Source organism: Streptomyces sp. NPDC024687 (assembly GCF_055559055.1).
In genome coordinates, this window is sequence record NZ_JBVHLJ010000002.1 from 383,994 (window position 1) to 401,170 (window position 17,177).

A 17,177-nucleotide genomic window follows, 5' to 3' on the forward strand; every position below is an offset into this window, starting at 1 on the left:
TGCCGGGGGGTCGGGGACGCATGTGGGGCGCGGTTGTGTCCGCACAACTGCCCGCGAAGTGGCTGGCGGCGGGGGTTCGATGGCACCCATGATGCGTAGCAGCACCTCATCCACCGCCGCCGCCGTCGCCACTGTGGTCGCCTGCGCGTCCGCCGTTCTCGTGTCGTGTTCCTCGAACTCCTCCGACGGGTCCACGTCCGAGGGCCGGCCCGGCAGGTCCGGATCCGGGTCGGCCTCCGGCCCCGCGGAGACGTCCACGCCGTCGTCCACTCCGTCGCCCTCGCCGACCGGGCCGTGTGCCGACGGCACGTGTGAGATCAGGGTCGCGGTGGGAGACGCCGTGAGCGTGCCGGAGGCGTACGGCCTCGGGCCGATCAGGGTGACGGCGATCGCGGGCGGCAAGGTCGACATGGTCGCCCGGCTGACCGGGTCCGGCTACAGCGTCTCGGGCTGTTCCGGGGGCGGCGGCGTTTCGTCGGAGGGCGGGGGCGGTGTCACGTTCAGCTGTGCGGAGGGGCCCGCCGCGACCATCAACAACGCCATGAGCCTGAAGGTCGTCGACGTCCTCGACGCGGCCGCCGTCCTGCGCATCGAACCCGCCGGGTGACGTACGGCCCGCCCTCGCGCCAGGTCCGTTCCCGCGTCCTTGCTCAACGCCCGCGTGGAGTGTCCCGCGCGGAAGGCAAGGGGCGGGGCGCGCCTCGGCCGGACCCGGCCCGGTGCCGACGCGGCCGGTGCGCCGGCCGGTCAGCAGGACGAGGGCCAGAGCTCCCTCGTCGGCGGTCCGGGCGAGGACGGCCGAGGTCAGGTACACCGGGAGGGGCGAGGAGCCTCTGGGCGGGGTGCCGGTCATGCCTTTCATGGGGGATCGCAGACCTCGGGGTGAGTCGACCTGGTGGGCAGCGGCGGTCCAGGGGTGAGGAGCCAGAGGGTGCCCGGAAAGCGTTCCCGTGGAGCGGCGGTCGAAAATCACCGGGCGCCGCCGGTGCGTCCGGCGCCTCCCGCCAGGGCGAGACCGACCGACCGGCGAGGTTCGGCACAGACGCCCCGGTGCGACCGGCCCGGACGGTGCGGCACAATCGTCCGCGGACGCTGCCCCCCAGCAGCCGAGTTCAGATGAGGAACCGTGACCGACATATCGCCAACAGGCCGACCCGGACAGCTGTCCGTCGCGCACTCCACGGTCGACGGCATCCGCGTGGTGGCCCTGCACGGAGACATCGACCACGACGTCAAGGACGAACTGAGCACGGCCCTGCTGCCCGAGGACGGCCCTGACGACGGTCCGCCACCTCGGGTCGTGGCGGACCTCAGCGGCGTGACCTTCCTGGACTCCACCGGCATCAACGTCTTCGTCCATGTCCACCACCAGGTCAGCGCGGCTCACGGATGGCTGCGCCTGGCGGCCCCCCGGCAGTCGGTGCTACGCGTTCTCGAACTTGTCGGCCTGGACACCGTCATCGCCTGCCATCCCACGCTCGAGCAGGCCCTGAACCCCTGACTCCCTGACCTCCGCGTTCACGGCCGACGCGAATGCCCGGACCGCTGCGGATCAGCGCTGTGGGTCCGGTCTGGTTCCGGCCGGGCTGCGGCGATCGCCGTGCCAGTCCAGTATCAGGACCGTGGCGTCGTCTCTGAGGCTGCCGTGGCAGGCATCGAGGACCGCGGCGGTCAGGGCCCGGACGGCTTCTCTCGGATGCAGCGCGCCGGTGTCGTGGATCACCGAGGCCAGGTCGGCCGTCGCGGCACCGCGCTCCAGCATGCCGTCGGTGAGCAGGATCAGCCGGTCCCCGGGACGCAGGTGCAGTTCCTGGAGCTGGTAGGAGGCGGGTGTGGCCACCCCGAACGGCAGATTGACGGCGAGCTTGATCTCTTCGACGACGCCGTCACGCAGCCGCAGCGGCCAGGGATGGCCGGCGTTGACCAGTTCGCACAGGCCCGTTTCCAGGTCGACGCAGAGCAACTGCCCGGTGGCCAGCCCGCGGCCGTGGCTCAGCAGGGCCTGATGGGCGTCGTCGGCCTGCTCCAGGGCGTCACAGCCGCTGCGCCGGGACCGCCGCAGCGCACCGACCAGCAGGGTGGCCAGCAGCGCGGAGTTCGTGTCGTGACCCATCGCGTCGGTGATGGACAGGTGCAGGGTGTCGCGGTCGAGGGTGTAGTCGTAGGTGTCGCCACCGATGTCGTCGGCCGGCACCAGCCCGGCGGCGAGGGTGAACTGGTCCGCCTCGCAGCAGGGCGCCGAGGGCAGCAGCTGGTGCTGGATCTCGGCGGCCAGGCTGGTCTCGGTGGTGCGCCGGCCCAGGTGGTACAGGTCGGTGAAGCGCCCGTCCGTGACGATGATGTAGGCGAGCGCGTGCGCCGCCTCGCGGACCTGCCCCAGCACGGTGTCGTCCGCGGACTGCAGGGTCACCTCCAGTACGCCGATGCAGTCGCCGCGGTTGGTGACCGGCGTGATGACGCGCCGTCCGCCCTGGCCGTCCGGTTCGACATGCTGGCGCTGAGTGCGCAGCACGCTGTCGTAGACGCTGCCCTGCAGGTCTATCGGCTCGGCAGGATCCGAGCCGTCATCGGCGCCGGCGGCGGCGAGCCGCACCAGCCGCTGACCGATGAGGTCGACGAAGAGGAACGACACCCGCTCCGCACCGAACCGCTTCTGCAAGTCGCGGGCCACCACGTCGACGGACTCACTGGGCGGGGCCGCTTCCGCAGCGGCCAGCAACTCGCCCAGTTCCAGATCTCCACCCTCCACAACAACCTCCCATCGGTTGCCGCAACTTCTTCCCCGCATCTGAGCGCCTTCACCTGATACCGGCATCTCGCCTGGTCAAAGCTGCCGGGACGGCTGGCACAGGGTGTCGTTGTCCGCACAACCGTGCTGGTCATCTGTTGATCCACATCCATAACGGGTAGACGCGTCGGCATGGCTGAAGTGGTACAGGCTGGACTGTGGGGGCTGGTGGCGGGCTCGGCGCTGCTGCTCGGTGCCGCGCTGGGGTACGGGCTGCGGGTGCCGCAGAAGGTGATCGCGACCGTGATGGCATTCGGTGCCGGGGTGCTGTTGTCGGCGGTCTCCTTCGAGCTGGTCGGGGAGGCGTACGACGAGGCGGGGCTCACTCCCGCGGTCGTCGGCACCCTCGTCGGCGCCCTGGCCTACACCGCGGGCAACGTGTGGCTGGCCCGCCGGGGAGCCCGGCACCGCAAGCGCTCCGGTCACGCGCAGTCGGCGGTGCAGCCCTCGGAGGCCCAGCAGGGCGGCTCGGGGACGGCGCTCGCGCTCGGCGCGCTGCTCGACGGAGTGCCGGAGTCCGCGGTGATCGGTGTCAGCCTGCTCGACGGCGGCGCAGTCAGCCTGGTGACCGTGGCGGCGGTGTTCATCAGCAACGTGCCCGAGGGACTGTCCAGTTCGGCGGGGATGAAGAAGGCCGGCCGCACCAAGGGGTACGTCTTCGGCGTCTGGGCCGCGATCGCCGCCGCGAGCACCGTCTCGGCCGTCCTCGGCTACACCGTGGTCGGCTCCCTCTCCACCGCGTGGATCGCCGCGGTGACCGCCGTGGCGGCCGGCGCGATCCTCGCCATGGTCGCCGACACGATGATCCCCGAGGCGTTCGAGGACGCCCACCTGGCCATCGGACTGATCACTGTGAGCGGCTTCCTGGTCTCCTTCGCCCTTTCACACGTCTGACCGGTGGATCGGGCGCGTCTCTGGTTTCCACCGGTCGCTCATCAGGCGACACTCCCTTTTTTTCAGTGCTGGTCAGGGCCTACTGAACAACTCCCCGCCCTTGCAGAGTCGGTGCGACCTGCGGACGACGCACCGATGACGGGGAAAGGGACCTTCCTTTGCGGCACCAGCACCGACGAACCACGAGGAGACCGACCGGGCACGCCAGGACCTGGTGCGGCATCGCCGCCGTCCTGGCCCTGACCGGCCTGACCACGTCCGCGGCGGTCACCTCCGCCGCACCGATCACGTCACGGGCACCGCGAAGGCGGGCGCCCGGATCACCGTCCCGCTGTCCCTGCAAGGCCCGGCGGCGGCCAAGGGGCACCTGAGGTCGCTGAGCGCGAAGGTGTCGTACGACGGCGGGCGCACCTGGAAGCCGGTCACCCTGCACGGCACGGCGAGCGGCAAGCCTTACCTGGCCCTTACCAACCCGAAGCGGCCCGGCACCGTCTCCTTCAGGGCAGACCTCGCCGACACCGCCGGCAACACCTACACCGGCACGATCCGCAACGCCTACCGCACCGTCCGGTAACCGGAAGGCGCACCCGGCGGTGGCGGACCGGGTCCGGTCCGGCCGCCACCGCCGCGCACACCCCAGCCCGTCAGTCTCTTGCTCACGAACGGAACCACCATGGCCGCACACGGTCACCGACGTCCGACCCGCCGCGACGTCCTGCTCAGAACCGCCGCCGGCGGACTCGTCCTCGGCGGGGGCGCCGCGGTCGCCGGCCCCCTGCTCGCCAGCGCCGACGCGGCGCCCAGCGCCTTCGGGTACCGCGACGACGGTCGGGCCTACGTCATCACCACTGGCGCCGACCTGGTCTTCAAGGTCGACCACCGCAACGGCGACCTGACCTCCCTGGTCCACAAGGGCACCGAGTACCAGGGCTACGGCAACCGCAACTCCCACGTCGAGACGGGGCTCGGCGCCTCGTCCGTGAGCATCCGCAAGACCGGCGACACGATCCTGGTCACCGTCGTGCACGGCACGATGCACCACTACTACGCAGCCCGACGGGGCGAGAACAACGTCTACATGTGGACGAACAAGGCGGACACCTCCATCACCGCCACCCGCTACATCGTCCGCGTCAGGCCGGGCCTGTTCCCCAACAACAACCCCGACACCTGGGACGCGCGCACCGACGCCCTGATCGAGGCCCAGGACATCCGCCGCAAGCCGAACGGCACCACCCGCTCCAAGCACTACTCCAACCAGCGCGTCATCGACTACGACCACGTCGGCTGGAGCGACGGCAGGACCGGCATGTGGATGGTGCGCAGCAACCACGAGAAGGCCTCCGGCGGCCCCTTCTACCGCTCGCTCATGCGCCACCACTACGAGGACGGCGCCGGGCTGTACGAGATCCTGTACTACGGCGAGAACCAGACCGAGCCGATGCGCTTCGGCCTCCAGGGCCCCTACGTCCTCGCCTTCACCGACGGCGGCGCACCCGCCCGCTCCCTCTCCCACGACGTCATCGACACCTCCTGGGTCGACGGTCTGGGCCTGGTCGGCTGGGTCGGCCGCGCCGGTCGCGGACGGGTCGCCGGCGTGGGCATCAGCGGCCGGAGCGACGGCCACGCCTCCACCGTGGGCTTCGCGAACGCCGCCGCCCAGTACTGGGCGAAGGCCGACGCGGCCACCGGGCACTTCCTCTCCCCGTACATGCTTCCGGGCACCTACACGCTCACCGTGTACAAGGACGAACTCGCCGTCCACACCGAGTCCGTCACCGTCACGGCCGGGAGGACGACGGCCCTGCACACACTGAAGGTCACCGCCGACCCGAGCCGGAACCCCGCGATCTGGCGCATCGGCGACTGGACCGGCACCCCCGGCGGCTTCAAGAACGCCTCCCTCATGACCACCATGCACCCCTCCGACGCGCGGGCGAGGCCCTGGGCCACCGGTGTCCACACGGTGGGCTCCTCCGCCGCGGCGGACTTCCCCTGCTACCAGTGGGCGGACATCAACAACAAACTGAAGATCCGCTTCCGGCTGACGCAGCAGCAGCTGGCCTCCGGCCACACCCTCAACATCGGCATCACCACCGCGTTCGCCAACGGCAGGCCCCGGATCAAGGTCAACGACTGGGTCTCCGCCGTACCCCAGCCCGCCAAGGAACCCACGACCCGCTCCCTGACCGTCGGCTCCTACCGGGGCACCAACCACACCTACAGCTACGCCATCCCGGCAAGCGCCTGGGCCGGGTCCGCCGACGCCTACCAGGAGCTGACGATCGACATCGTCAGCGGCTCCGGCGGCACCGCCTACCTCAGCCCCGGGGTCTCCTACGACGCCATCGAGCTGGTGCCCTGAGCTGGGCGTTCCCGCGTGGTGGACCGGGATTGCCTACGGATGACTGAAAACGTAGGTTGAGCTCCGTTTTGTGTTCCCGGGTTGTTCGAGAGTTGTTCGCGGGTTGAAAGGTGCCACCAGGTGGGCCGACGAGAAAAACCGGTCGACCCCGGTGCCGGTCCGGTCCAGCGCCTCGCGCACGACCTGCGCCTGCTGAGGGAGAAGGCCGGCAAGCCGCCGTACCGGGAGATGGCCGAGCGGGCCGGCTACTCCACGACCGCGCTGTCGCAGGCCGCGGCCGGCGACCAGCTGCCGACACTGGCGGTGGTGCGCGCGTACGCCGAGGCGCTCGACGCCGACCCGGACGAATGGGCGGCCCGCTGGCGGGAGGCGGACACCGAGCTGCGGGCACCCACGGCCGACGAGCGGGCGCCGTACCGTGGGCTGGCCCGCTTCGAACCGGCTGACAGCGACCTGTTCTTCGGCCGGGCGGAACTGGTCCGCGAGTTGCTGCACCTGGCGCACGCGCACCGGTTCGCGGCGGTGTTCGGGCCCTCCGGCAGCGGCAAGTCCTCGCTTCTGCGGGCCGGCCTCATTCCGTTGCTGCGGGAAGACAGGGGGACCGGCCGCCCGGCCGTGGTCCGGGTTCTCACCCCCGGCGAGCGGCCCGCCCACACGCACCGGCAGGCGCTCGTTCCCCAGGACGGCGAGCTGGACACCTGGGTGATCGTCGATCAGTTCGAGGAGTTGTTCACGCTCTGCCACGACCGGGAGGAGCGGGACGGCTTCCTGGACCTGTTGCTCGGCGCGCGTGAGCCGGAGAGCCGGCTGCGGGTGGTGGTCGCCGTACGCGGTGACTTCTACGGTCACTGTGCCGAGCACCGGGAGCTGGCGGAGGCGGTCGCTCAGGCGAACCTGCTGGTCGGGCCGATGAACGCGGACGAGCTGCGGGAGGTCGTCACCGGCCCGGCGACCGCGGCGGGGCTCAACGTGGAGCGGGTGCTGACCGCACGGATCGCCGAGGAGGTCGGCGACCGGCCGGGCGCGCTGCCGATGCTCTCGCACGCCCTGCTGGAGACATGGCGTCGCCGCCGGGGCCGCACGCTGACGCTGGCCGCGTACGAGGAGACGGGTGGTGTGCGCGGGGCGATCGCCGCCACGGCCGAGCAGGTCTACGGCGACCTGGACGAGGGCCGGACCCGTACCGCCCGGCGCATCCTGCTGCGGCTCATCGCCCCGGGCGACCGTACGGCCGACACGCGCCGCCCGGCATCGCGGTCCGAGTTGGGACCGGGTGCGCCGGACGTCCTGGAGCGTCTGGCCGCCGCCCGCCTCGTCACCCTGGACGGCGACACCGTGGAACTCGCCCACGAGGCCCTGATCACCGGCTGGCCGCGGCTCGCCGGCTGGATCGAGGAGAGCCGGGAGCGGCTGCGCGCCCAGCGGATCCTCGGGGAGGCCGCCCGCGCCTGGGAGGAGCTGGACCGTGATCCCGGCGCGCTGTACCGGGGGGCACGACTGGACCGCGCCGAGGAGCTGTTCGGCAGGCAGCGGCAGGCGGAGGAGAACGACGACCTCACCCGGCTGGAGCGGGCCTTCCTGACCGCCTCGGCCGCGGCCCGTGCCGCCGAGCGGGACGCCGGGACGCGCGCCGCCCGCCGCACCCGGGCCCTCGCCATCGGTCTGTGCGTGTTCCTCGTGCTCGCGCTGACCGCGGGACTCGTCGCCTGGCAGCGCGATCGGGTGAGCGAGGAGGAGTCCGCCAAGGCCGCAGCCCGGCGTCTGGCCACCGTCGCCGAGAGCCTGCGCGCCACCGATCCCCGTACCGCGTCCCTGCTCGGCGCCGCCGCGTGGCGGATCGCGCCGCTGACCGAGTCCCGCTCGGCCTTGCTGGGCGCGCTCGCCCAGCCCGAACGGGACGCCTTCACCGACCCGCAGGCCGGCGAGGACGTCCGGCGCTTCCTCACCGACCGGGGCCGCACCCTGCTCAGGGCCGACGGCAGCCGTGTCACGGCGTGGAGTGTGGCCGGGCACCGTCGCGCGGGCGCCTACCGCCTGCCGAACGGCACCGAGGCGTCGGACGTCGGCCCCGACGGGCACTTCCTCGTCCTGACCGGGGCGGCCGACGGCACCCTGTGGGACCTCCCCAAGGAGAGGTCCGCCGCCGATCTGGGCGATACGGAGATCGGGGCGACCACGCCGGCCGGAGACGCGTACCTCGCCCAGCCGATCGACGGGCCCGGCCAGGTGCAGGTCCGGCGGACGGGCGACGGCAGGGTCCTCTTCACCACCGGCGTCTCGCGCACCGTCACCACGTCGGCCCTCGGCCCCGGCGGCCGCCTGGCCGCGCTCTGTCCCGCCCAGGGCCCGCCGCAGGTGTGGGACACCGTCCGCGGCAGGCAGCTGTCCGGGGAGTGGGACAAGGCGGACGCCCTGGTCTGCGGCACCGGCACGGGAGCCGACGGCGGGGAGCGGCTGCTGCGCCTCAGCGCGGACGGCAGCCGGCTGGCCGTGGCCCACGGCACAGCGGCCACCGTCTGGAACGTCCGCAGTGGGCGCGTCGTCGCCGACTTCGCCAGCGGCGGCACCACGGGCTTCGCCCAGGCCGACCTCTCCCCGGACGGAGAGTTCCTCGCCACGACCGACGACCGGGAAATCGCCGTATGGCGGCTGGCGTCGGGGGGCGGGCAGATCTTCCACCGGCCGCTGGCCGGCGCGGAGGTCAGCGGGCTGACATGGACCCCGGACCACGGCCGCCGGACCCTGCGCTACCTCGACCGCGCCACCGTCCACACCCTCGACCTCACCGACCGCCTCGCCGCCCCCTGGCAGAGCACCCCGGCCGACGCCACGCTCCTCGACCCGGACGGCACCACCCTCGCCACCGTCACCCGGTCCGGGCACGGCTACCGCCTCGACCTGCGTTCCACCGGCAGCGGCGCGGTCCTCGCGCGGAGCACGCTCGGTCCCCTGCCGGACGACACCGGCGACGGCACCCCGCTGTCGGCCTTCAGCCCGGACGGCCGGACGCTCGCCGTCGCCGACACCACCTCCTCGGGCGGCTCCCTGCGGCTGCGGTTCACCGTGTGGGACGTACGGGCCCATACGGTCCGTACGAGCTTCACCACCTCCGGAGCGGCCGACCGCCCGGTCTCCGCGCTCGCCCTGGGCACCGGCGGGCGCACGTTGCTGGCCGTACGTTCCGCGGGCGACGGCGAGGCGGCGGAGGTCTGGGACACCCGGACCCACCGCGGCCCGCGGACCCTGCACGGCCTCTTCGGGCAGGCCGTGGCCGTGCGGCCGGACGGCCGGCTCCTCGTCGGCGAACTGGACCAGTACGCCGACCTGACCTCCGGCAAGGTCACCGGATGGGCTCTCGCCGACGGCCGTCAGGTCACCGCCCTCGCCTTCAGCCGTGACGGCAGCCGCCTCGCCGTCGGCGACACGACCGGGCACGTGACGCTCTGGGACGCCGACCTGCGGCACGCCACGGGTGTCCTGACCGGCACCGCCGACACCGCTCCGCCCAGCCTGACCGAGGCCGTGGGCGCACTGGCTTTCTCCGCCGACGGCAGCACCCTCGCCGTGGGGGGAGCCAACGGCACCCTCCGCCTGTGGGACACCGCGGGCCAGCGGCTCCTCGGCGGCGACCTGCCCACGGCCGGGGACGAGATCCGCTCCCTCGCCTTCGGACGCGACGACGGCACGGTCTACGCCACCGGCCCCGACGTGCTCCTGCAACGCCACCCCATCGCCCCCGACGCGGCCGTCCGCGCCATCTGCGAACGCGCCGGGGGCGGACTGACCCGGGCGCAGTGGCGGCGGTACGTCCCCGACGCGCCGTACCGGCAGGTCTGCCCGGCAGCGCACTGAATTGTTCACGGTGACTCGGGGGCTCGCTGAAAAACAGCGCTGGCCAGAACGATCGGAGATCACAACGGCCGTCGCGTCACTCGGACGCGGCGGCCGCTCCTCCTCTCCCCAGGTTCTGGTCACATGCGCTCTCGCACCCTGCTCCCCGCCCTCCTGCTGCTCGGCTCGCTCACCTCGGCCTGTGCGCACGGCACGTCCGAACCGCCGGTCACGGACGGCGCACGGCCCGGCTCGTCGCCGTCCCCGGTCCGGACGGTCGACCCGTCGAAGATCAAGGGCCTGGAGATCGTCGACGACAGCAGCGAGAACAGCTCCTGCCCCTTCGCCACCAGCTACCCGGACGTGCCGGGCGCGGAGGCGATGACGGCCACGATGAAGAAGGACGTGGAGCGTCGCCTGGCAATCTTCCGCTCCGGGGCGTGCTCGGACGGCTCGGACAGCGCGGAGGGCGGCGAGCTCAACATCAGCCACCAGTTCATGGTGGCCTCCGGTGATGTGCTCGGCGTCCGCCTCACCACGCAGGACCACAGTGCCGCCTCGGACGGGCAGTCCGCGGCGACGTACTGGTACGACGGCAGGGCGGGCGCGTCCCGCACGGCCCTCGGACTCGTCGCCGACGGCTCCCGGGACGCCTTCGTCGCCGCGCTGAAGGATCAGCTCAGGGGCCGGGAGGGCGTGGATGCCGCCACCCTGGACGGCACGCTCTCCGACCCTGAGGCCCGGGCAGCCGCCCTGGACGACATGGGCTTCACCGCCGACGGCGCACTGCGGGTGAACCTCGACCGCGGCGAGGTGGGCGCCCCGCCCGCCGGGGCCTACACGGTCACCCTCCCCGAGGCGACGATCACGCCGTGGCTGTCCGGGTTCGGCAAGCGCGCCCAGCGGCAGACCGTGAGCCCCAGCCCTTCCCTCGACCTGGGCGCGCCCCACGTCCCCGCCCCGGCCGTCCCCACCCAGACCGCCTCCGGTGACGACGACACCGACTGCAAGAAGGTCAAGTGCATCGCCCTGACCTTCGACGACGGACCCGCCGCCCCGGAGACCGCGACCCTGCTGACCTACCTCGCCCAGTACCGGGCACGCGCCACGTTCTTCACCGTCGGCCAGAACGTCGCCGCCCACCCCGACCTCGTGCGCGCCGAGGCGAAGGCCGGCCACGAGGTCGGCAACCACTCCTGGAACCATCCCGACCTCACCCGGCTCACGCGCGAGCAGATCGCCTCCCAGCTGGACCGCACCAGCGCCGCCGTCAAGGCCGCCACCGGCACGACCCCCACCCTGTTCCGTCCTCCCTACGGCGCGATCAGCCCCGTGGTCCGGGCCGCCACCCGCCTCTCCCCCGTGCTGTGGGACGTGGACACCGAGGACTGGAAGTACCGCGACCCCACCAAGGTCGCCCGGACCGTCATCACCCAGGCCCACCCCGACGACGTCGTCCTGCTGCACGACATCCACCCCACGTCGGTCGCAGCCGTCCCCGAGATCCTGCGCACCCTCACCGCCCGCGGCTACCACTTCGTCACCGTCAGCCACCTGCGCGCCACGATGTGACGCGGAGGGGTGGGGAGGGCTGGGTCGGGGGCGGCGCGTCGCGGGGAGTCCATGGCCATCTCCCCCTCCGCAGGGTGGCATCCGACGTCGGTACCACGACCCGCCCCGCGCCCCTCTACAGCCTGTTCGGGTCCGAGCAGGGCCTCGCGCCACTCCGGCCGCCCATGCCTTCGACCTGCTGCGCACCGGAATGGAGCAGCTGCTCGCACCCCCGAGCTGCTGAATCGAAACCGCCTAGCGCCGGGTGAGGCGGGTGAGGGTGACCCCGTTGGGGAACGCGGTGCGCTCGGCGACGTCGAAGGCGGTGGGGTCGAAGGCACCGTCGACCACCGGGATTCCGGTGCCGGCGACGACCGGATACGTCTTGATCAGCAGCTCGTCCATCTCGGGCAGTAGGGTGCCCGCGAGCTGACCGCCCCCGCAGAGCCAGATGTCCAGGCCGGTGCCCACCTCGCCCTTGAGCTCGCGGACGAGGGAAAGCGGGTCGCTCGGTACGACGGTGACGGCTGGGTCGGTGTCCGGCTTGAGGGTGCTGGAAACGACGTACTGTCGCAGGTGTGCGTACGGGCTGGTGATCCCGTTGTCGAGGGCGGGACGGTAGGTACCGAGACCCATGACGACGGTGTCGAAACGCCGGTTGGGCGCGTCGGCAACGCCGACGGCCGCGCGGTAGGCGGTCGGGACGGTCTCCGGGTACAGCGCGTTCATCCAGCTCGAGTAGGCGGCGGCCTGCTGCTCGTCGCCCTGCGGGAAGAAGTCGAACTCGCCGCCGGGGCCGGCGATGCGGCCGTCGAGCGAGACGCCGACGTAGTACACGAGCTTTCGCATAACGATCCCCCGCACGTAGTACTCTACTTGAAGTGGTGTAACCGTAGTACTACACATGGAGTGGTGTCAATGGTGAGACGGAACGACCAGCGACGTGCGGCCCTCGTGGACTCGGCGATCGAGGTGTTGGCCCGGGAAGGCGCACGCGGGCTGACTTTCCGAGCTGTGGATGCCGAGGCAGCAGTGCCCGCCGGCACGGCGTCCAACTACTTCGCCAACCGCGACGACCTGCTCACTCACGCCGGCGCCCGGGTCTACGAGCGCCTCCAGCCTGACGAGGCCACGATCGCTCGCCAGCAGGCGGCCGGCCGCGACCGGGAAACCTATGCGGAGCTGATGCGGGAACTCGTCGGCCGCATCGCCTCCTTCCGCACCGGTTACCTCGCGCTGCTGGAACTCCGCCTTGAAGCCACCCGCCGCCCCGAACTACGCAAGGTCCTCACGCAACGAGTGCGGGCCGACGTCGACGCCAACGTCGCCTATCACGAGGCCTCCGGTCTCCCGGGCGACGCCACGGCGGTCAAGCTGCTCATCCTGACGCTGAACTGGCTGATCGTTGAGCAGCTCACGCTGCCGGACGTCTTCACGGAGGCAGAGCGTGAACAACTGGTGACGGCCGCCGTGGAGCGCATCGTGGCAGCGGAATAGACGGCGCGGCCCCAGCGTGGCCCCAGCCGGCTGCGGAGGAAGCGGGCTGGATGGGACCGGTACTGGAAGACGCCGCTGTGTCCGGCGTCGGGCAGATCGGCAGGCGGGCGTTCGGGATCCGGCGGGCCATGTCGGCCGAGTTGCCGCTCGCGACCATGAGGTCGTGATCACCGTTGGCGCCGAAGACCGGCTGGGTGATCACCGAGAGGTCGGCGGGTGCGTGCAGGCCGGCCGTGCGGATGGCCTTCACGTACGCCCCAGCCGCGACCTTGTTGATCTCCGGGGGCCTGCACGGCCGCCCGGATGAAGGCGACGGCGTCGATGATCCTCGGGTCCCAGTCGTCAAGAACAGCCATCAGGTGGTGCAGGAACACCACCGGAACACGGCTGGTCGGACCGAGCTCGCGCGCGAGGGGGCGACGCCCACTACCGCTCAAGAAAGTCCAGGGCTTCCGACACGAACTGCTCGTGGAACTGGAAGATGCCTCCGTGGCCGGCGTCGGGATAGACGACCAGATCGGCGTTGGGCAGTCGCCTGGCCAGCTCGAACGAGTTCTTCGTCGGCACCATCCTGTCGTTGTCGCCGTTGGCGACGAGTACGGGCTGATGGATGACGGAGAGATCCTGCGGCTGCGCGAGCCCCCAGCGGTGGATGGCCTTGAGCTGGGCGAAGTACGCCGGGAGAGAGATCGCCTTGTCCCGGTCGTGAGTGCGCTCCTTGAGCCGGGCCAGGAACTGCTTCCCGGCTCGACGTCCACCTGCGGTGCGGGTGAAGAAGAGGAACTGCTTCGGGTCCTGCAGGGTGAGCAGGCCCCGGACGGTGTCGAGGTGGGACAGCCGGGTCACGTTCTTGATGCCCTCGCCGCCCGCGGGGCCGGTACCCGTGAGGATCAGCCTGCGGACGAGCCGCGGTTCCTCCTGCGCGACCACCTGGGCGATCATGCCGCCCATCGAGAAGCCGTGGATGTCGACCTGTTCGAACCCGAGCCCCCGGATGAAGGTGACGGCATCCCTCGCCATCTCCTCGATGGTTCTCGGTGTCGTGCCACTGGAGGCGCCGACACCTCTGTTGTCGAAGGTGATGACCCGACGCCTCGCGGCGATGCCGTCGACGACCCGGGGGTCCCAGTTGTCGAGGACCGCGGCAAGGTGGGTGATGAAGACCAAGGGGACGCCGACCTTCGGGCCGAGGTCGCGATAGGCGAAGGTCACTCCCCCGGCGGTGAGGGTGCGGGCGGGAGCCTTCGTGTACGACGTCACCACGTCGCCTCGTACTTCTTGTGCGTCGTTCATGACTGTGCCCTCCTGCATGTGGGGTTCTGCACTGCGGCTGCAGTCAGTTCGGCCGACGACAAAAGCCTCGTAGAGGTCGACGACTTTTAAAGTATGACCGTAATTTCATGTAGTCGCAAGACATGCGTCTCACCTGCGTCGCACACCACAATGATCCGCCGCGTCAGACGCGCTGCCCGGCATCCAGTAGGGCGAGGGCGTTGTTCACGCCCTGTTCGAGGAGTTCTTCGGCGAGCCGACTGTCGGTCAAGGCGCGGGACAACTGCAGCGTTCCAGCCATCAGACCGAGGAGGCTGAGCGCCTTCACACGGGCGGAGGAAGGGTTTTCGGGCGCGATGCGGGCGGCAATGCCCTCGACGAGGATCAGCACCCCGTCGGTGTACGCCTGCCTGGTCGCGTCGGCGCAGCGCCCGATCTCGTCGAGCAGAGCGGCGTTGGGACAGCCGTCGCCAAGCCTTGCGCGGTGCTGGGGCGAAAGGTAACCCCGCACGATCTGCTCGAGTCCGGCACGGCCAGGCGCGGCCTGCTCGACAACACTCTCGGCCTGCGCCTTCAACTGGTCGGCGATCGCCGTGGTGACGAGGTCTTCCTTCGATGCGAAGTGGGCGTAGAAGGCCCCGTTGGTCAGCCCCGCGTCCTTCATGAGGGTCGAGACCCCGGAGCCGTCGATACCGTCCTGCTTGAAACGGCGGCCCGCCGTCTCGATGATCCGCCGCCTCGTCTCCGACTTGTGCTCTTTTCCGTACCGCACCACAGCGCACGCTCCCTCGCCGCCCCAGAGGGCCGATTGCCCTTTACCGACTGCGCCAGTGTATGGTATTGCGAACGTAATCCAAAGAAGGGGCGTTTCCGCTCGGGACTGCAGCTGAGCGAAGAGCGTCGCGACGTCGCCACCTTGAACATGCGAACCTCCAACACCTCGATCGGTCGGCCGGCGCGGCGGCGAAGTCGGGGACCGCGTCGGGCAACGGGGTCAGCACCGCGCGGGCCGGCGAGGAACGCCGCCCGGCCACCTCAGCCGGTTTTGAAGGCGTCGCCGCGCCCGCACAAGCGGGGGACACCCGGCGTCGACATCCGCCGGTCCCGATACCCGTCCCCGCAAAGGAACCGCGGCTGACGCCCACCGCCGCCTCGCCCGCCACCGCGAGATCGACGGTTCACGACCGGAGGCGGGCGCCTGTTCCCAGCCGGGCGGTGACGTCGCGGGCGGTGAGAGCCGAGTGATCCGCGGAGCACTCGACGACCACGCGGACGGGGGCGTCGCACTCGGTGTGGCGTACGTCCAGAACGGGGCCCTCGGGGCCGAGGGCGTAGGTCTCGCCCCACTGGGTCAGCGCCATGAGGACGGGCCAGAGGTCCCAGCCCTTGCGGGTCAGGCGGTATTCGTTGCGGGATCGGCTGCCGGGATCCTGGTAGGGGACGGTCCTGAGGATGCCGGCCGAGGTCAGCTTGCGGAGTCGGTCGCTGAGGACGGCCTCCGACAGCCCGATGTGACGGTGGAAGTCGTCGAAGCGGCGGACACCGTTGACGGCGTCACGCAGGATCAGCAGCGTCCATTTCTCCCCGATCACGTCGAGCGTGCGCTGGACGGGGCAGTTCTCCGTGCTCGCCTCAAGCCACTCCATCCCGTCATCGTAGAGGACCTGACTTCGTCATTGACAGTCAGTGGACCGCACATCTAGCTTCATTTGACAAAGTCAGCTGACAGTCAGAGCGAAGGGCGCCGGACCGTGGGGCGAACGCGTACGTATCAATGGGACGATCCCGCGATCGCGGCGGAGGCCGCCGGGCGCATGGCCGGCATCGACTTCCTGCGTGAGCTGATGGCGGGGCGGCTGCCGGCGCCGCCGATCAACCACACCGTCGACTTCACCCTGGACGAGGTGGAACCCGGCAGGGCGGTCTTCTCGCTGACACCGGGCGAGGAGCACTACAACCCGATCGGCAGCATGCACGGCGGTGTCTTCGCCACGCTGCTCGACTCGGCGGCGGGCTGCGCCGTCCAGACCACGCTCCCGCAGGGCATGGCGTACACATCGCTCGACCTGACCGTGAAGTTCCTGCGGCGGGTCACCGTGGACACGGGCCCGGTGCGCGCCATCGGCACGGTCATCAGCAAGGGCCGCCAAACGGCCCTCGCCCAGGCGCAGTTGGTCGACGCCATGGACCGCCTCCTCGCCCACGCCACCAGCAGCTGCATGCTCTTCCCGGTCCCCGCGCCCCGGGCGTGACTCCCGCACCTTGCCCGCCGAGCTCCGGCACGCGCGCGTCCGCGGCACGGACAAGTGCCCCGGGCGCTGCCCGGACGGAGTGAGCACGCGCCGACAGACGCGGCCCGTGGGCTTCTCGCGCAACCCGCGCGGAGCTCACTCCACGCTGGACCCGCTCCGCGCCGGGCTCATTCCGCGGGCCTCAGACGAAATGCGGGGCCGGGAACGCTTTCGATGTCTTCCGCCGGCACGGCGTGGCCGCGTTCGCAGCGGATCTGGGTGTCGACGTGCGCGCCGCATCCGCGGTGCCGTGTCAGTATGGCCGGACCTTCGGGGTCGGCGCGGTAGCGGTCGCCCCACTGCAGGAGCCCCATCACGGCCGGGACCAGATCCACGCCCTTGGGTGTGATCACGTACTTCGGCCGGCTCCGCGAACCCGGCTCCTTGTAGGTCTCGGTGGCCAGGATCCCTTCCTCGACAAGCATCCGGAGCCGGGCAGCGAGAAGATTGCGGGGACAGCCGAGGACACGTTCGAAGTCGCCGAAGCGGGACGAGCCGTACCAGACCTCGCGCAGGATCAGGATCGTCCACTTCTCCCCCACGACCTCAAGGGTCCGGGCGATCGAGCAGTTCGACGTGTCCCGGTCGAGACGGGCATGCATGCCGGCGTCCTCGGGAGCTGCGGTCCTCGTATCCATGGGGGTGATTCTAACTTCACCTGAGTTTACTTTTCTATACTCAGAACGTA

At 71.1% G+C, this 17,177-nt stretch carries 15 protein-coding genes; 9 read left to right on the forward strand and 6 right to left on the reverse strand.

Annotated features, from left to right (window positions below):
* Window positions 1-340: 340 nt before the first annotated feature.
* Window positions 341-607, forward strand: coding sequence for a hypothetical protein (locus ACZ39I_RS08155; RefSeq protein ID WP_467243635.1), 267 nt, complete (start codon window positions 341-343; stop codon window positions 605-607).
* A gap of 519 nt (window positions 608-1,126) precedes the next feature.
* Window positions 1,127-1,501 carry an STAS domain-containing protein gene (locus tag ACZ39I_RS08160; RefSeq protein WP_467243636.1) on the forward strand — a complete coding sequence of 125 codons (375 nt, stop codon included), beginning with the start codon at window positions 1,127-1,129 and terminating at the stop codon, window positions 1,499-1,501.
* Window positions 1,502-1,552: 51 nt separating this feature from the next.
* Here the strand turns inward: ACZ39I_RS08160 and ACZ39I_RS08165 are convergent, their stop codons facing one another.
* Window positions 1,553-2,749 carry a PP2C family protein-serine/threonine phosphatase gene (locus tag ACZ39I_RS08165; RefSeq protein ID WP_467243637.1) on the reverse strand — a complete coding sequence of 399 codons (1,197 nt, stop codon included), beginning with the start codon at window positions 2,747-2,749 and terminating at the stop codon, window positions 1,553-1,555.
* Window positions 2,750-2,920: 171 nt separating this feature from the next.
* On the opposite strand from ACZ39I_RS08165, the gene ACZ39I_RS08170 reads away from it, so the two are divergent.
* From ACZ39I_RS08170 to ACZ39I_RS08190, 5 genes are all read left to right on the forward strand, one after another.
* Window positions 2,921-3,682 carry a ZIP family metal transporter gene (locus ACZ39I_RS08170; RefSeq protein WP_467243638.1) on the forward strand — a complete coding sequence of 254 codons (762 nt, stop codon included), beginning with the start codon at window positions 2,921-2,923 and terminating at the stop codon, window positions 3,680-3,682.
* 214 nt (window positions 3,683-3,896) lie between these two features.
* Complete coding sequence (locus ACZ39I_RS08175) at window positions 3,897-4,256, forward strand: hypothetical protein (RefSeq protein ID WP_467243639.1); 360 nt, start codon at window positions 3,897-3,899, stop codon at window positions 4,254-4,256.
* Window positions 4,257-4,355: 99 nt separating this feature from the next.
* Window positions 4,356-6,047, forward strand: coding sequence for a rhamnogalacturonan lyase B N-terminal domain-containing protein (locus ACZ39I_RS08180; RefSeq protein ID WP_467243640.1), 1,692 nt, complete (start codon window positions 4,356-4,358; stop codon window positions 6,045-6,047).
* A gap of 120 nt (window positions 6,048-6,167) precedes the next feature.
* A complete protein-coding gene (locus ACZ39I_RS08185; protein ID WP_467243641.1) occupies window positions 6,168-9,899 on the forward strand; it encodes an nSTAND1 domain-containing NTPase in 3,732 nt (1,243 codons plus the stop codon).
* A 123-nt stretch (window positions 9,900-10,022) separates the two neighbouring features.
* Window positions 10,023-11,450, forward strand: coding sequence for a polysaccharide deacetylase family protein (locus ACZ39I_RS08190; RefSeq protein ID WP_467243642.1), 1,428 nt, complete (start codon window positions 10,023-10,025; stop codon window positions 11,448-11,450).
* Between the two features lie 234 nt (window positions 11,451-11,684).
* Here the strand turns inward: ACZ39I_RS08190 and ACZ39I_RS08195 are convergent, their stop codons facing one another.
* Window positions 11,685-12,278 (reverse strand): dihydrofolate reductase family protein, encoded by a 594-nt coding sequence (locus ACZ39I_RS08195; RefSeq protein WP_467243643.1) that lies wholly within the window; start codon window positions 12,276-12,278, stop codon window positions 11,685-11,687.
* A gap of 69 nt (window positions 12,279-12,347) precedes the next feature.
* On the opposite strand from ACZ39I_RS08195, the gene ACZ39I_RS08200 reads away from it, so the two are divergent.
* Window positions 12,348-12,926 carry a TetR/AcrR family transcriptional regulator gene (locus ACZ39I_RS08200; protein ID WP_467243644.1) on the forward strand — a complete coding sequence of 193 codons (579 nt, stop codon included), beginning with the start codon at window positions 12,348-12,350 and terminating at the stop codon, window positions 12,924-12,926.
* A 426-nt stretch (window positions 12,927-13,352) separates the two neighbouring features.
* Here the strand turns inward: ACZ39I_RS08200 and ACZ39I_RS08205 are convergent, their stop codons facing one another.
* From ACZ39I_RS08205 to ACZ39I_RS08215, 3 genes are all read right to left on the reverse strand, one after another.
* A complete protein-coding gene (locus tag ACZ39I_RS08205; RefSeq protein ID WP_467243645.1) occupies window positions 13,353-14,219 on the reverse strand; it encodes an alpha/beta fold hydrolase in 867 nt (288 codons plus the stop codon).
* Window positions 14,220-14,382: 163 nt separating this feature from the next.
* On the reverse strand, window positions 14,383-14,973 hold the full coding sequence (locus tag ACZ39I_RS08210) for a TetR/AcrR family transcriptional regulator (RefSeq protein WP_467243646.1): 591 nt from the start codon (window positions 14,971-14,973) through the stop codon (window positions 14,383-14,385).
* 403 nt (window positions 14,974-15,376) lie between these two features.
* The gene (locus ACZ39I_RS08215) at window positions 15,377-15,844 is read right to left on the reverse strand and encodes a winged helix-turn-helix transcriptional regulator (RefSeq protein WP_467243647.1); all 468 of its coding nucleotides are present in this window, start codon (window positions 15,842-15,844) and stop codon (window positions 15,377-15,379) included.
* 105 nt (window positions 15,845-15,949) lie between these two features.
* Between ACZ39I_RS08215 and ACZ39I_RS08220 the strand changes: the two genes are divergently transcribed.
* Window positions 15,950-16,450: a PaaI family thioesterase gene (locus tag ACZ39I_RS08220; protein ID WP_467243648.1), complete on the forward strand. Its 501-nt coding sequence runs from the start codon at window positions 15,950-15,952 to the stop codon at window positions 16,448-16,450.
* A gap of 167 nt (window positions 16,451-16,617) precedes the next feature.
* Here ACZ39I_RS08220 and ACZ39I_RS08225 read toward each other — a convergent pair whose 3' ends face one another.
* On the reverse strand, window positions 16,618-17,091 hold the full coding sequence (locus ACZ39I_RS08225; protein WP_467244357.1) for a winged helix-turn-helix transcriptional regulator: 474 nt from the start codon (window positions 17,089-17,091) through the stop codon (window positions 16,618-16,620).
* Window positions 17,092-17,177: the final 86 nt, after the last annotated feature.

Bases quoted from the DNA above. Each gene is read 5' to 3' on its own strand.
- ACZ39I_RS08170 (WP_467243638.1), top strand. From the start codon at position 2,921: ATGGCTGAAGTGGTACAGGCTGGACTGTGGGGGCTGGTGGCGGGCTCG.
- ACZ39I_RS08180 (WP_467243640.1), top strand. From the start codon at position 4,356: ATGGCCGCACACGGTCACCGACGTCCGACCCGCCGCGACGTCCTGCTC.
- ACZ39I_RS08190 (WP_467243642.1), top strand. From the start codon at position 10,023: ATGCGCTCTCGCACCCTGCTCCCCGCCCTCCTGCTGCTCGGCTCGCTC.
- ACZ39I_RS08195 (WP_467243643.1), bottom strand. From the start codon at position 12,278: ATGCGAAAGCTCGTGTACTACGTCGGCGTCTCGCTCGACGGCCGCATC.
- ACZ39I_RS08200 (WP_467243644.1), top strand. From the start codon at position 12,348: ATGGTGAGACGGAACGACCAGCGACGTGCGGCCCTCGTGGACTCGGCG.
- ACZ39I_RS08205 (WP_467243645.1), bottom strand. From the start codon at position 14,219: ATGAACGACGCACAAGAAGTACGAGGCGACGTGGTGACGTCGTACACG.
- ACZ39I_RS08215 (WP_467243647.1), bottom strand. From the start codon at position 15,844: ATGGAGTGGCTTGAGGCGAGCACGGAGAACTGCCCCGTCCAGCGCACG.
- ACZ39I_RS08225 (WP_467244357.1), bottom strand. From the start codon at position 17,091: ATGCATGCCCGTCTCGACCGGGACACGTCGAACTGCTCGATCGCCCGG.